Below are 14,061 nucleotides of genomic sequence, written 5' to 3'. Positions count from 1 at the left end.
TTTTATCTAAGTTACCTGCCTGTCGTACTTCATTTTGCGTAATACCCGCATCGCTTCCTTAAACGATACATATACAGAAGGGTCCGGGAAGGCTTTCAGTAAGGGTTTGGCATCCGCCAAAAGCTGCTTGGCATCCTCAAAACCGTTCAGGTAGCAAATCATCAGCGTACTGGGCAGGTTGGCCACATCGTTGTACTCGCGGTCGGTGAGGTATACATTCTTTTCCAGCTTGCGAAGCAGTGCGAGCTGCGAATTGTATATGTGGTACATCAGTTTTTCGTTGTACTGCGGCGGGTCAAACAACAGTTGCGATTCTATATGGTAGGTGCCTTTCTCGGTAAAGCTGATGTTCACCTGTTCCAGCGGGTAATAGCTGGTTTTGTCATTCAGCCCCAGGGCTACATATTCGGTAATACTGAAAGTATCGTCTGTAAACTCTATACTTACTTCATCTAACGCCGAATAAAACAGCTTAATCTGTTCGTTAATCAGCTCTATGTCCACCCGGCTGTAGTAGTTGCGGCCTTTCACCACTTTTTTATGGCCGGCCCAACAGACTATAAACAACTCCTTAAACACCTTGTAGTGTGCAGCCATGTCCTTATGGCGGTTGTTTATAAAGTCGATAACTCCCTCCAGGGTGTGCTCTATGCTGTTTCGGGAGCTGTTTTCTATGTTGCCCACCGTAAGTTCGTTCATGCGGTTAGGCTCCACGCTAAGCCCGTCTACCGGTATGGAGTTACTGCCCCGGCGCATAAAGATAGCCCCGGCGGGTATGGTGTAAATATTCTTTTTAAAATAAGCCGTGCGCCCATTCGGGCTTATGGTAACCAGCCCCACCACGTGGTCTTTAGGCAGGTTAGGGAAAGGCACGTTTTCGTACTGTATCTGCGGAGGGTTTTCCAGCAGGGCATTTACCAGGTTTTGTATGCGGCTGTCGTCATAGAAGTCGGTACCCACAATATCGTTGCTGCCGTCTTCCACACCTACCACTATATAGCTGTTGTTGGTAGGGTTGCTGTTACTCAGCGCGCAGATATGTTTGGCAAATTTAGCCTTACCTTCTTTGGTATGCAGGTTCAACTGGCGCTTTTTGTCATAAAAGCTGCTCTCGTCGTTGTGGGCGAGCAGGTTTTTTATGAGTAGGCGCTTATTAATCATGATTTCAGAATTCAGATTGTAGATTTCAGATTGAAACGAAACCCTCTGGTAACAAATCTATTAAATAAATAACGGATATAAAAGCCCTTTTGGTGTTAATCCCCTGAAAAATAGTGCTGCCTATTTACTATTTTTGGGATAATGAAACACTACCACTATATTTTTGCGGGTACGGGGCTGGCCGCGCTCATGACGGTGTACCGTATGGTACTTTCGGGCAGTTTTACAGATAAGCATATACTGCTCATAGACCCTGACATAAAAACGGCAAACGACCGCACCTGGTGTTACTGGGAAACCGGTACAGGGGAGTGGGACAGCATTGTGTACCGCAAGTGGGATAAAGCCAATTTTCTTGATGCGCACATGCAGAGAAGGCTTGATTTCGGAGGTTACAAATACAAAATGATACGCGGGGCTGATTTTTATGCCTTTGTAAAGGCTGAACTGATTAAGCATCCCAATGTAGAAATTAGCCGGGAGCGGGTTATTTCTTTTAAAGATACAGGAGATGGTACCGAAGTGCAAACCGAAACAGGAAGTTACACCTGCGATACGTATTTTAACAGCATATACTGCCCCACGTTACCTGCCCTGCAAAAAAAGTACCCGGTACTGCAACAGCATTTCATCGGTTGGCATGTAAAAGTGAAGGAAGCCAGGATTTTTAATCCCGGTATACCCATATTTATGGATTTTGGCGTGGCACAAAAGGGTAATACCCGCTTTATGTACGTGCTGCCGTTTAGTGCTACCGAAGCCATTGTAGAATATACGCTGTTCAGCAAAGACCTGCTGCCCGAACACGAATACGAAACTGCTATACAGGAGTATATTACCCACTTAGGTGTAACCCGATATGATATATTAGGTAAAGAAAAAGGCAGCATCCCCATGACGGGCTATAAGTTTTGGCAGGCGAATACCAAAAACATTATGTACATAGGTTCGGCAGGGGGGTGGACCAAGGCCAGCACGGGCTATACCTTTAAAAATGCCGATAAGCTGAGCCGGAAGCTCGTGGATTTCCTGCAAACGGATAAACCGCTTACGCAGTTTTATAAGCCAACCCGTTTTTGGTTTTACGATTTACTCCTGCTGGATATACTGGCTAAGCATAACGAAAAAGGCAGTGCCATTTTCTCGGCGATGTTCCGAAAGGGGAAGGCAGCACCTGTGTTTAAATTCCTGGATGAGGAAACCTCGCTGTGGGGCGACCTGAAGGTAATATGGAGCTGCCCAAAGGGATTGTTTATTAAAGCGCTGCTGGGTAGATTGTTTTAAATTCTAAATTTTATATTTTAAATGAACGAGATGGGCTAAATAGCTCAGAAGCTAAGCGACTCACGAACTTATTAAAAATAACCAACCAACATTATGGAAGCACTTGGACACTTTATTTTTGAACTATTCAAGATTGGTTTACTCAGTTTTGCGTACGCCTGGATAATACGCTATGTTTTAAAGAAGCTAAAAAAGGACAAACCTATTTTGTCCCTTAAAAAAATAGCGTCAGGCATTGCGGTACTGCTGTTTGTGTATATGTTTATGCCTTATGGCAATCATGGCTTAGGAGATTCGGCGCGTATACCCGTGGGTTGGAGTGATGGGCTGTCTAATATAGATTCGGGTAATATTGCAACCCTTGAAGATGTATATACTCCGGATAAAAGTCAGGTGCAGACTACAGCTTTTCTAATAAAGGATAGTTATGTGTGTGGAAATCTATCTGGTGATTTTTATGATTATAAAAATGTTTATTTTGTTTACAATTCAGATTCCGATGTTTTGAAAGAATTTGCATCAGAGTCAGATTATATGCGTTATGCCAAAGAAAATAATTTCCCCGTGGTAAGTGAGTTTAAATCTTTTGAGCAAAACTATCACGACTACTGGAGCGGATGGCGCTTTTTCTTGTTGCCCTAAAGCTATAGTTTATTTTAAATTCTAAATTTTATATTTTGAATTATGTGGTGCCTTCAAAAGCTAAGTAGCTCAGAGACTCAGTAGCTTACTTTTAAGAAATCCACCTGCCAAAAACGTAAACCTGTTTCCATTCCCCATCTGTCTTTGTAAAAATATAGCATGCCCCACTCCCGGCTTTGTTCACCTGAATTATGGCATATTTCCCGTCAGATGAAAATAGCGGTGTGGAAATCCTGAAATAAGTCATTTTTTCAGGAGGGGTTGCGTCATAGTAGTCCTGCCAGGCTTTATCGGTTACCCTGTCTATTTTCTTTTGGCTCCATGATTCTTTCACCCGAACAATTAACTCATCATATTTTTTATTTTGTTCTAAGCTGTCTAATGTGCGTTTAGGGGTGTCATACGGTACCAATCTCGTAATTTTACCCCAAGTGGGAAATCTCGGAATAGTGTTTTTCGAATATAAAACTGCGTTTTCAATCTTCAATTCTTTCCAACTTTGTGGCTGAGCTTTGCTTGCCAGTGCTATAAATTCTTCAGGGTTAAATTCAGGATTGTTATCCAGAAAAATCTTGTTTTCTCGTTCGCGAACATCCAGGCTGTATTTGTCAAATTCCATTACAAAACTTGAATCCACCAGATTAAAATAACGAAACTCTTTAGGTACCACATTTTTACAGGCAGCGTTTAACAACAGTTCTGTTTCGCTAAGTTGTGCTTTGCAAAATAGCGGAATACATAGAAAAATTATTATTCGGATGATATTCATAAGATTGGTTTTTGGTTAAGGTAAATTTACTAAAAAAGTTTTTGCCTGAACAAATAACGATTTGGCTTAATGAACATTCGGGTATTTTCGAATTACCGAATAACCACATTACTAAATGACCTGTAATGCTAAGCATCTAAGCGGCTCAGAAACTAAGAAGCTTTCAAAAACATTCTGTAACAAAAATTGATACATTTATATTTTTAGATGTAAAATTCGTTACCTTTGTAGCCATAAAACTTTAATTAGTACAGTTATGTATCCTGAAGAATTAGTAAAACCGATGCGTGCCGAACTTTCTGAGGCCGGGTTTAAAGAAATATTTACTGCTGAAGACGTAAAAAACGAAATTGAGAAAGAGGGCACTACCCTTGTAGTAGTTAACTCAGTTTGCGGTTGTGCTGCGCGTAACGCCCGCCCGGGTGCACGTATGAGCCTGGCTAACGAAAAAGTGCCTACAAACATCATCACCGTATTTGCCGGTGTAGATAAAGAAGCTGTAGACGCTGCCCGTGGCCTTATGTTCCCGTTCCCGCCGTCATCGCCAAGTATGGCGCTGTTTAAAAACGGTGAACTGGTACACATGCTGGAGCGCCACCACATAGAAGGCCGCCCTGCAGAGCTTATCGCCGAAAACCTTAAAGAGGCTTACAACGATTTCTGCTAATCAGGTTCAACTCTTTAATTTAAGATAAATGAGGACCACGCTTTACGGCGTGGTTTTTCTTTTTTATGGTTATGTGGTTATTTGTTAATTCGAAGTTTGAGGGAACTAAAATCATTTGAAATTAGTAGAGGTCTGAAAGTCTAATAATCCAACCTTCTCAAAATCTAATAATCATAAATAAAATGCCTGCATACTAAAACTTTTTATTATTCCACAAAAAGGCACTACTTTTGCGTGATTTTTTATTAAAGAATGCGAAAACTGTTGGCTTACCCGTTATCGGTAGTTTTTTACCTGATATTCGGCTTATTCTTGCTCATCTTTCACCCCATACAGTGGGTGTGTTTTAACCTGTTTGGGTACCAGGCGCACAAAAAAAGCGTGGATATCCTGAACGGTTGGCTGGTAAGGAGCTTTTGGGCATTGGGTACAACAGCAAAATTTGAAGGCGTGGAAAAAGTGCCTTCGGGGGTGCCGCTTATTATAGTGGCAAACCACCAGAGTATGTACGACATTCCACCAATCATATGGTTCATGCGCAAATTTCACCCGAAGTTTGTCAGCAAAAAAGAACTCGGCAAAGGTATACCCAGTGTGTCTTATAACCTAAGGCACGGAGGTAGTGTACTTATAGACCGTAAAGACCCTAAGCAGGCCATACCTGCTATAGGAGGCCTTGGCAAGTATATAGAAAAAAACAACCGTTCGGCTGTTATATTTCCCGAAGGTACCCGGAGCAAAACCGGAGAACCGAAGCGATTTAGCGAAAACGGATTGAAAATACTCTGCAAATATGCCCCGTCGGCGTGGATTGTCCCTGTGAGCATTAACAACTCATGGAAGATGGTACGTTACGGACAGTTTCCGCTTGGCATAGGCAACCGCTTAACTTTTACAGTACAGGAACCATTTGCAATTAAAGGCGTCCCTTTTGAAGAAGTAATGGCAAGGACTGAGAATGCAGTGATACAAGGAATAAAAAATTAAAGAGACATGTCTGTAAAAAATATCCGCCTGGAGGTAATGCAGTTCCTGGAAAAGAACATAGATTCTTATGTGGAGCAATACCTTATACCGGTAGAAACCATTTGGCAACCTACCGACCTGCTGCCCGACTCTCAAAATGAAAACTTTTTTGAGGAGGTAAAAGAACTGCGTGAAATAGCCAAAGACCTGCCTTACGACTTTTGGGTTACCCTTGTGGGTGATACCATTACTGAGGAAGCACTGCCTACTTATGAGTCCTGGCTTATGGATGTAGAAGGTGTAAACCAGGTAGAAAACGGTGGCAACGGCTGGAGTAAATGGGTACGCCAATGGACCGGCGAGGAAAACCGCCACGGCGACCTGCTGAACAAGTACCTTTACCTTAGCGGCCGTATAAACATGCGCGAAGTGGAAATGACCACACAGCACCTTATTAACGACGGCTTTGACATAGGTACTGACCGCGACCCGTACAAAAACTTTGTGTACACAAGCTTCCAGGAGCTGGCTACATACATATCGCACAACAGGGTTTCGCAACTGGCAAAGCAGTATGGCGATAAAAAACTGAGCAAAATGTGCAGGCTTGTTGCGGGTGATGAGATGCGTCACCACCTTGCATACAGCGAGTTTGTAGACCGTATCTTTAAAATAGACCCAAGCGAAATGATGCTGGCATTCCAGCACATGATGAAGCTGAAGATAACCATGCCGGCGCACTTCCTGCGCGAAAGTGGCGACAAGATAAGCACGGCGTTTGAGGAATTTTCAAATGCTGCACAGCGTATAGGTGTGTACACAGCCCATGACTATGTAGACATACTGCGCAAGCTGATAGAAAAATGGCAAATAGACAAGATAGACGGCCTTACAGCTGAAGCCGAAAAAGCCCGCGATTACCTTATGAAGCTACCGGACAGGATGGCACGCATAAGCGACAGGCTTACAATACCGGAACAGCCACATATATTCAAGTGGGTACAGCCTGCTTTGATTAAGTAATAAAACAAGAACTCCCGCCACTGGCGGGAGTTTCTGCATATAGAAATTTCTTTTCTGATTACAAGTCAAATTTAATACCCTGTGCAAGCGGCAGCTGTGTGCCGTAGTTAATGGTATTCGTTTGCCTGCGCATATAGGCTTTCCATGCATCAGAACCACTTTCGCGGCCACCGCCGGTTTCTTTTTCACCACCGAATGCACCGCCTATCTCAGCACCCGAAGTACCGATGTTAACGTTGGCTATACCGCAGTCGCTGCCCTGCGTACTAAGGAACAGTTCCATTTCGCGCATGTTGTTGGTAAATATAGACGATGAAAGCCCTTGCGGCACATCATTCTGCTGCGCAATGGCATCTTTAATATCAGTATACTTCATTACGTACAGTATCGGCGCAAAAGTCTCGTGCTGTACAATCTCGAAATGGTTTTTCGCTTCAATGATAGTCGGTTTTACATAGCAGCCGCTTTCGTAGCCTTCGCCCTCAAGTACACCGCCTTCAACCACTACATTGCCTCCTTCTGCTTTTGCTTTTTCAATAGCGGCAAGGTACTGTTGTACTGCATTGGTATCAATAAGCGGCCCCACGTGGTTGTTGCTGTCAAGCGGGTTACCAATGCTCAGTTGGCTGTACGCACTTTTAAGCACCTCTATGGTTTTGTCGTATACACTTTCGTGGACGATAAGCCTGCGTGTAGTGGTGCAACGCTGGCCTGCGGTACCCACAGCGCCAAACACGGCACCTACAAGCACCATGCTGATGTCGGCATGCTCACTTACTATAATAGCGTTGTTTCCGCCCAGCTCTAATATTGTTTTACCGAAACGGCCTGCAACCACCTGGCCTACGTGGCGGCCTACGCGTGTAGAACCCGTAAATGACACCAGTGGTATGCGTTTATCGTTGGTGAGGATGTCGTTACACTCCTCGCCGGTTACCAGGCAGCAAAGGCCCTCCTGAAGGTTGTTGCGCTCCAGTACGGTTTTCATGATGTTCTGGCAGGCTATGGCACACAGCGGGGTTTTGCTCGATGGTTTCCATACGCACACGTCGCCGCAAATCCACGCCAGCATCGAGTTCCAGCTCCATACCGCTACCGGGAAGTTAAACGCCGAGATGATGCCTACGATACCTATAGGATGGTATTGCTCGTACATGCGGTGGTTAGGGCGCTCGCTGTGCATGGTAAGGCCATACAGCTGGCGCGACAGGCCTACTGCAAAATCACAGATGTCTATCATTTCCTGAACCTCACCAAGGCCTTCCTGCAGGCTCTTGCCCATTTCGTAACTTACCAGCTGGCCCAGTGCATCTTTGTGCTTGCGCAGTTCGTCGCCCATCTGGCGGACAATTTCGCCACGCTTAGGGGCAGGTACCTGCCTCCATACTTTAAAGGCTTCTTCGGCCTTAGCCATTACTTTTTCGTAATCGTCGGGAGTGGAACCCTGTACTTTTGCGATAAGCGAACCGTCTACCGGAGAGAACGATGAAATAAGCGCGCCGCTTGCAAAGCTTTCGGTACCGGTAGAGGTACCTGCGTTAATTTCGGTAATGCCCAGCTGGATTAGTACTTTTTGTATGCCGATGGCATCGGTAAGTGTAGCCATTTTGTAACTTTTTTGCTGTTTGTTGTTATATTACAAATATAGCGGTTTTTAAATATTTTGGGTTATTTGCCACGAATTTCTCGAATTTCACAAATTTTTTCGATTAGCCGCTAAAAAACTGAATTTCTTTCAAAAAGCCTTGCCAAAAGAGTTTGATAAATTAGGGAAATTGGTGAAATTAGTAGCAAACAAAAAACAATATGGAAACCGAATTTAAAATAACCCGCCGTACCCACGAACTGCTGGACGGATATTTTGAGAATTTTACCATAGAAGGACTGAACAAAATACCCGATGGCTTCCGTAACAACCTGATATGGAACATAGGCCACATCATAGTGTCGCAACAGTCGTTAATCTATAAAGGCAGCGGCCTGCCCATGGTGGTGAGTGATGAGTTGGTAGCATTATACGCCCGTGGCACGCACCCGCACCGCGATATTTCGCCGAGCGAAGCTGTAGAACTGCGCCACCTGCTGGATTCGCTTATCCGTAAAACCGAGGATGATTATAACGACGGTGTATTTACCGAATACAACTCACGCAAAAGCGAAATGGGGTACGACCTGGCTACGGTAGAAGATGCCATAGCCTTTAACAATCACCACGAAGCCCTGCATTTAGGCATCATGATGCAGCTGAAGAAGTTTATTTAGTTTACAGTTTTCAGTCGCAGTACGCAGTTACGACTTACTGTAAACTGTGACTGCGACTGAAAACTGTGACTGCGACTGAAAACTAAAAACTATTTCAAAAACGGTTTCGCTTCCGCATAGGTAACCAGCACATCTTTAGTGCCTTCGGCATGGGCGGCTACTTCATCGCTGTTGTATTGCAGCAGCAACCCCTTGTCGGTAAAGAAGATGTTGTTTGGCAATGAAAATTTATCGTTCAGGAAGAACAGCCCGGTACTGTTTATGTTGGCTCCGGTAATCTTGTACTTCGCCCTGAATTTCTTCTCAGCAAGTGCGGTAAAACCTTTTTTGTCCTTAAACAGATCGTTTTGGGTAATGCTGTGGCCTGTTTTGGCATCAAACAACAGCGAAGTATCTGCACCGTAACCGTGTGCACCACCGGCAAAGGTGTAGTGTGTAAGCTTTACGTTTACTATGCTGTCGTTTTTATAGGTAACCTCACCGGTAACCTTAGCTTCCCAGGGCACATCCTCGTCCGGGTATTTTTTTGCGAGTTCCTCGTAGGCAGCAACAAACGATGCCATTACCTCCTCATAGCTTTTGGCATCCGAAGGCTTTTCGCCAAAATGTACAATCTCCCGCACGGTACGGAAAATTTTGTTGTTAATGCTGTCGGCACCTGTACCCACGGCTTCAGGCACATCTATGGTTACTGATGTACGGGGGTCTTTGGTTTTTATAGCCGATTTCTTTTCGTACACCTTTTTGTCGAAAGAAACGGTAGCGATTTCGGGGGTGGATATTGTTGTGGTATCTGTATCGGTTTCAGTGCCTGTTTCCTGCTTTTCTTTTTTGCAGGAAGCCAGAGTAGCCAGTAGTGCGGCGGCTATTAGTATACGTTTCATAGCGGTTTCTGTTTGGGTTTGTACAAGGTTAATTGCCGTTAAACATATTATCGGTCTAACTAAATTACAGTAAATTTGCCGGATAGTATTAGAAAGAAAATCAAGTTTATATGAAATTTAACACGAAAACCATACACGGCGGGCAGCACCACGACCCCTCTACAGGAGCGGTAATGCCACCGGTGTACCAAACGTCTACGTTTGCGCAAAGCAGCCCGGGTGTACATACCGGCTACGAGTACAGCCGTGCGGCAAACCCTACGCGTACCGCGCTGGAAAACGCCCTTGCCAGTATAGAAAACGGTACGCGTGGCCTTGCATTTGCATCGGGACTTGCGGCTACCGATACGGTAATGAAACTGCTGAAGCCCGGCGACGAAGTTATAGCCATGGACGACCTTTATGGCGGCACCTACCGTATGTTTACCCGTATTTACCAGGACTACGGCATTAAATTCCATTTTGTGGATATGAACGATGAGGCGAAGTTTAAAAGCCTTATCAACGAAAATACAAAGCTGGTTTGGGTGGAAACACCTACCAACCCACTGATGAAGCTGGCCGATATTGAGGCCATTGGTAAAATAACCAAAGTGCACAACCTGCTGTTTGCAGTAGACAATACTTTTGCTACCCCGTACCTGCAACGCCCGCTGGACCTTGGTGCCGACATAGTAATGCACAGCGCTACCAAATACCTTGGCGGCCACAGCGACGTTATAGCCGGAGCCCTTGTGGTTAAGGACGAATCTTTGGGCGAAAAGCTGCACTTTGCGCAGTTTGCCACAGGCGGGACACTTGGCCCACAGGACAGCTACCTGGTGCTGCGCGGTATAAAAACCCTGCACCTTCGTATGGAGCGCCACAGCTTTAACGGTCAAAAAGTTGCCGAATACCTGCTGAGCCACCCGAAAGTGGATAAGGTGTTTTACCCGGGGCTGGAAAGCCATCCGTATTACGATATTGCCAAAAAGCAGATGAAAGGCGGCTTTGGCGGTATGGTGTCGTTTACATTTAAGACGGGAGAGAAGGCAGATGCCATTAAATTCCTGGAGAGCGTGAGGGTGTTTACCCTGGCGGAATCGCTTGGCGGAGTGGAGTCGCTGGCGAACCACCCTGCATTGATGACGCATGCATCTATCCCCGAACCGAAACGTAAGGAAATAGGCATTACCGACGACCTGGTGCGCCTTAGCGTTGGCGTAGAGGACATTGACGACCTTATAGCCGATATAGAGCAGGCATTTACGGTTTAAGGGTTTTAAACCACAAATACGCGTAAGACGCTATTAAAATATTTTACCACAAAGGGCACAAAGTTTTTCACCATGGGCACTAAGCGGGTTGGGAGAAGGAGCTACGATTATGGGACACAAAGCTTTGTGGTCTCCCGCCGTAGGCGGTTTCCTTGTGTGCTTTGCGAAAAAACTTTGTGTACTTTGTGGTAAAAACATACTTTTAACAGACTCTCAAACTCAAAGTTAGAGGTTAATTCGTGGCTTTATTTTTTGGTAAGATATACAAAAACGGCGATAACTGCGTTTTAGCTATATTTGCGCAAATAAACGTGCCCGATGAACATTCGCTTTACTTTACTTTTATTTTTCATGTGCTGCTTTGGCTTTGCCCAAAACCAGCTGTGGGGCAGTTATTTTTCGTATACCGGTATTGTGGATATGGCACAAAACAACGGCCGTATATATGCAGCATCTGAAAGTGCTGTTTTTTCGCAAAATGTTATTTCGGGGGAGCTAAAAACCCTTACTTCGGTAGACGGGCTTAAGGCCGAAACTATTACTTCTATATACTACAGTACCTCTACACAACGCTTTTTGGTAGGCAACAGCAACGGTTTACTCCTTGTGGTAAACCCGGATGGTACTATAGCCACCAAAATAGATATTGTACAGGAAACCAATGTGCTTGCGAGTGTAAAAAGCATCAACAATATTTACGAATACGAGGGCATGGCGTACCTGAGCTGTGATTTTGGGATAGTAGTGTTCAACATGGAAACCCTGCAATTTGGCGATACCTACTACATCGGCAGCACCGGCGGGCAGATAGGAGTAAACCAGTGCGCGGTGCACAGTGGCTATATTTATGCCGCTACACAGGAGGGCTTAAAAAGAGCGCCGCTTACGGCAAACCTTATCAACTTCAGCGAGTGGAGCGTGGTTTCGGGGGGTGTATGGCGAAATGTATTGCCTTACCAGGGCGTGTTGTTTGCTGTGTCTGACTGGAACACGGTGTATACCGTAAGCAGCGGTACTACTACTGTGTTTACCTCATTGCCCACACAAATAACCGACTTTAGGGTGGCAAACGGCTTTATGCTGATTACATGCCCTACAAAGGTAGTGCTGTATGATAACACCCTTACACTCACTACACAGATAAATACGGTAAACGAACCGGCAGTATTTACAAAAGCTACCTACGCCGGGCGTAAAATATATATAGGTACCACTGAAAACGGCGTGTACAGTGTAGATACCAATTCGTTTACTGTACTGAACATAACCCCTAACGGGCCACTGCGCAGTAGTATTTTTTCGCTTGAAAAAACACCTAAGGGGCTGTGGGCTGTGTATGGCGGTTACAGTTATTACTATACACCCGATGATGCCAAATACGGGGCCAGTAAATATACTGCTGCCGGAGGCTGGGAAAACATAAAGTATGATGACTTAACAACCATAAACGGTACACAGGTGCAGGTAAGGTCACTTTCTGATATTGCATTTAATCCTAATGATGAAAAACAGGTGTACCTGTTTTCTACCGGTGATGGTGTACTGAGACTTAATGATATGGTACCCGAAGTGCTGTATAACCCTACTAACAGCGGCCTGGAAAACCTGCAAACGCCTTTGCCAAACCCTTATTACAACGTACGTGTGCGTGGCGGGGTATTTGATAGTGCGGGTAAACTGTGGATGATGAACTCCAGGGTTATGAGTCCGCTGAAAGTATTTACCGGCAGCGGCTGGAACTCGTATAGTTTTGAAAACGTAATTTCAGGGCAAACAGGTGAAGAATACAGCGACATAGTAATAGACCGTAACGGTACTAAATGGATAGGCTGTTACAATAACGGTATTGTGGCATATAACGAAACTATGGGGCCAAAGTTTATAAACATTACAACCGATAATAACCTGCCTGATAACTATGTACGCAGCCTGGCACAGGATAATAGCGGCAGGCTGTGGATAGGCACTAACAATGGCCTGCGTGTGCTGTATACTACCGAAGGTTTTATGACGGAGGAATCGCTTGATGTGTATTCGGTAATTTTTGAGGAAGACGGCGTGGCGCAGGAGCTTATGTACGGGCAGGCAATACTGGATATAGAGGTAGACGGGTCTGACAACAAATGGTTTGCTACCACCACTGCCGGGGCTTTCCTTGTATCGCCGGACGGGCAGCGTACGCTATACCACTTCACCAAAGAAAACTCGCCGTTGCCCAGTAATACCATTAACGATATTGCAGTAGATAACACTACAGGTGAAGTGTTTTTTGCTACCGATAAAGGCATGGTGTCTTTTAAGGGTACTTCTACCGCTGCGGCTAACGACCTTAGCAAGGTGTATGTATACCCTAACCCGGTACGCCCGGGATTTGACGGCGATGTAAAAGTGACCAACCTTACTGATAATGCCAATATAAAAATTACCGATATAGAAGGTAACCTGGTGTATGAAACCACTAGCGAAGGCGGTACCATACTGTGGGATACTACGGCCTTTGGTAAATACAAGGTACGCAGTGGTGTATACATGGTATTTATTTCTACCGAAGACGCCACGCAGACTGCCGTGCGCAAAGTGATGATTATACGCGGGAACTAATTCCCGGATGAAATACAAATAAAAAACGCGGAGAAGCCCTCTCCGCGTTTTTTATTTGTACGTATGCATGTAGGCTTCGATTGCCTTTAATTCTTCGTCTGTGAAGGTTTTTGTGAGGTAGAAATTGGTTTTCATCACCTCGTACTGTTCCGGTTTTACAATCGGCTTGCCATTTCCCTTCAGGAAGGTGACCATATCGCCATTATTATCCCGGTACACTTTTGCAATATCTTTTATAGACGGCCCTATAGACTGTGCATCGGGTTTATGGCAGGTATAGCAGTTACCCTTGCCGTCAAATATTTCCTGTCCCAGGGTTTCCTGCGGGGTTAGTTTGGCCACATCGCCTTCAGAAACTTCAACAGTACCCGATGTGCTTTCTTCAGCCTTTTTACCACCACATGCCGTAAGGCTGAAAGCGGCGGTTATCAGTAATAGTTTTTTCATTGTAGTTTATTTATCCTGTAGCCTTACATTTTATTATCAAAACTTTTGCGGCTTCGCGGCTTTGCGAGGTATGTTTTACCACAAGGTTCACAAAGTTTT

General features: G+C 44.9%; 13 protein-coding genes. 8 read left to right on the top strand and 5 right to left on the bottom strand.

Features of this window, described 5'->3' with window-relative positions; all coding sequences use genetic code 11:
• Positions 1–6: 6 nt before the first annotated feature.
• Positions 7–1,161 (bottom strand): DUF5929 domain-containing protein, encoded by a 1,155-nt coding sequence (locus ACZIX4_RS16355; RefSeq protein ID WP_463336715.1) that lies wholly within the window; start codon positions 1,159–1,161, stop codon positions 7–9.
• Between the two features lie 141 nt (positions 1,162–1,302).
• Between ACZIX4_RS16355 and ACZIX4_RS16350 the strand changes: the two genes are divergently transcribed.
• Both ACZIX4_RS16350 and ACZIX4_RS16345 read left to right on the top strand, forming a co-directional pair.
• Positions 1,303–2,445, top strand: coding sequence for a lycopene cyclase family protein (locus ACZIX4_RS16350; RefSeq protein ID WP_463336714.1), 1,143 nt, complete (start codon positions 1,303–1,305; stop codon positions 2,443–2,445).
• A 93-nt stretch (positions 2,446–2,538) separates the two neighbouring features.
• Positions 2,539–3,087: a hypothetical protein gene (locus ACZIX4_RS16345; RefSeq protein ID WP_463336713.1), complete on the top strand. Its 549-nt coding sequence runs from the start codon at positions 2,539–2,541 to the stop codon at positions 3,085–3,087.
• 91 nt (positions 3,088–3,178) lie between these two features.
• Here the strand turns inward: ACZIX4_RS16345 and ACZIX4_RS16340 are convergent, their stop codons facing one another.
• On the bottom strand, positions 3,179–3,856 hold the full coding sequence (locus tag ACZIX4_RS16340; protein ID WP_463336712.1) for a hypothetical protein: 678 nt from the start codon (positions 3,854–3,856) through the stop codon (positions 3,179–3,181).
• 256 nt (positions 3,857–4,112) lie between these two features.
• Between ACZIX4_RS16340 and ACZIX4_RS16335 the strand changes: the two genes are divergently transcribed.
• The 3 genes from ACZIX4_RS16335 to ACZIX4_RS16325 all read left to right on the top strand — a co-directional run bounded on the left by ACZIX4_RS16335 (position 4,113) and on the right by ACZIX4_RS16325 (position 6,512).
• The gene (locus tag ACZIX4_RS16335; protein WP_463336711.1) at positions 4,113–4,523 is read left to right on the top strand and encodes a BrxA/BrxB family bacilliredoxin; all 411 of its coding nucleotides are present in this window, start codon (positions 4,113–4,115) and stop codon (positions 4,521–4,523) included.
• A 252-nt stretch (positions 4,524–4,775) separates the two neighbouring features.
• Positions 4,776–5,510, top strand: coding sequence for a lysophospholipid acyltransferase family protein (locus ACZIX4_RS16330; protein WP_463336710.1), 735 nt, complete (start codon positions 4,776–4,778; stop codon positions 5,508–5,510).
• Between the two features lie 6 nt (positions 5,511–5,516).
• Complete coding sequence (locus ACZIX4_RS16325; protein ID WP_463336709.1) at positions 5,517–6,512, top strand: acyl-ACP desaturase; 996 nt, start codon at positions 5,517–5,519, stop codon at positions 6,510–6,512.
• Between the two features lie 58 nt (positions 6,513–6,570).
• Here ACZIX4_RS16325 and amaB read toward each other — a convergent pair whose 3' ends face one another.
• Positions 6,571–8,118 carry an L-piperidine-6-carboxylate dehydrogenase gene (gene amaB / locus ACZIX4_RS16320; protein ID WP_463336708.1) on the bottom strand — a complete coding sequence of 516 codons (1,548 nt, stop codon included), beginning with the start codon at positions 8,116–8,118 and terminating at the stop codon, positions 6,571–6,573.
• 200 nt (positions 8,119–8,318) lie between these two features.
• On the opposite strand from amaB, the gene ACZIX4_RS16315 reads away from it, so the two are divergent.
• Complete coding sequence (locus ACZIX4_RS16315; RefSeq protein ID WP_463336707.1) at positions 8,319–8,774, top strand: DinB family protein; 456 nt, start codon at positions 8,319–8,321, stop codon at positions 8,772–8,774.
• Positions 8,775–8,863: 89 nt separating this feature from the next.
• On the opposite strand, the gene ACZIX4_RS16310 is transcribed toward ACZIX4_RS16315, so the two are convergent.
• Positions 8,864–9,658 (bottom strand): DUF3298 and DUF4163 domain-containing protein, encoded by a 795-nt coding sequence (locus tag ACZIX4_RS16310; protein WP_463336706.1) that lies wholly within the window; start codon positions 9,656–9,658, stop codon positions 8,864–8,866.
• Positions 9,659–9,768: 110 nt separating this feature from the next.
• Here ACZIX4_RS16310 and ACZIX4_RS16305 point away from each other — a divergent pair, with 110 nt between their 5' ends.
• Entirely contained in the window at positions 9,769–10,914 is a 1,146-nt protein-coding gene (locus ACZIX4_RS16305) for a cystathionine gamma-synthase (protein ID WP_463336705.1), read from the top strand.
• A gap of 318 nt (positions 10,915–11,232) precedes the next feature.
• Positions 11,233–13,515, top strand: a complete 2,283-nt coding sequence (gene porZ, locus ACZIX4_RS16300) for a type IX secretion system anionic LPS delivery protein PorZ (RefSeq protein ID WP_463336704.1) — start codon at positions 11,233–11,235, stop codon at positions 13,513–13,515.
• Positions 13,516–13,566: 51 nt separating this feature from the next.
• On the opposite strand, the gene ACZIX4_RS16295 is transcribed toward porZ, so the two are convergent.
• Entirely contained in the window at positions 13,567–13,962 is a 396-nt protein-coding gene (locus ACZIX4_RS16295) for a c-type cytochrome (RefSeq protein WP_463336703.1), read from the bottom strand.
• Positions 13,963–14,061 lie beyond the last annotated feature (99 nt).

Source organism: Flavobacterium niveum (assembly GCF_055231775.1).
Note: the sequence above shows the minus strand (reverse complement) of the source record. Positions and strands in the feature narration are given on the sequence as shown.

Excerpts from the sequence above, each read along its gene's own strand:
- ACZIX4_RS16315 (WP_463336707.1), top strand. The coding sequence starts at position 8,319 with ATGGAAACCGAATTTAAAATAACCCGCCGTACCCACGAACTGCTGGAC.
- ACZIX4_RS16335 (WP_463336711.1), top strand. The coding sequence starts at position 4,113 with ATGTATCCTGAAGAATTAGTAAAACCGATGCGTGCCGAACTTTCTGAG.
- ACZIX4_RS16330 (WP_463336710.1), top strand. The coding sequence starts at position 4,776 with ATGCGAAAACTGTTGGCTTACCCGTTATCGGTAGTTTTTTACCTGATA.
- ACZIX4_RS16355 (WP_463336715.1), bottom strand. The coding sequence starts at position 1,161 with ATGATTAATAAGCGCCTACTCATAAAAAACCTGCTCGCCCACAACGAC.
- ACZIX4_RS16350 (WP_463336714.1), top strand. The coding sequence starts at position 1,303 with ATGAAACACTACCACTATATTTTTGCGGGTACGGGGCTGGCCGCGCTC.
- porZ (WP_463336704.1), top strand. The coding sequence starts at position 11,233 with ATGAACATTCGCTTTACTTTACTTTTATTTTTCATGTGCTGCTTTGGC.
- ACZIX4_RS16305 (WP_463336705.1), top strand. The coding sequence starts at position 9,769 with ATGAAATTTAACACGAAAACCATACACGGCGGGCAGCACCACGACCCC.
- ACZIX4_RS16295 (WP_463336703.1), bottom strand. The coding sequence starts at position 13,962 with ATGAAAAAACTATTACTGATAACCGCCGCTTTCAGCCTTACGGCATGT.
- ACZIX4_RS16340 (WP_463336712.1), bottom strand. The coding sequence starts at position 3,856 with ATGAATATCATCCGAATAATAATTTTTCTATGTATTCCGCTATTTTGC.
- amaB (WP_463336708.1), bottom strand. The coding sequence starts at position 8,118 with ATGGCTACACTTACCGATGCCATCGGCATACAAAAAGTACTAATCCAG.
- ACZIX4_RS16325 (WP_463336709.1), top strand. The coding sequence starts at position 5,517 with ATGTCTGTAAAAAATATCCGCCTGGAGGTAATGCAGTTCCTGGAAAAG.
- ACZIX4_RS16345 (WP_463336713.1), top strand. The coding sequence starts at position 2,539 with ATGGAAGCACTTGGACACTTTATTTTTGAACTATTCAAGATTGGTTTA.
- ACZIX4_RS16310 (WP_463336706.1), bottom strand. The coding sequence starts at position 9,658 with ATGAAACGTATACTAATAGCCGCCGCACTACTGGCTACTCTGGCTTCC.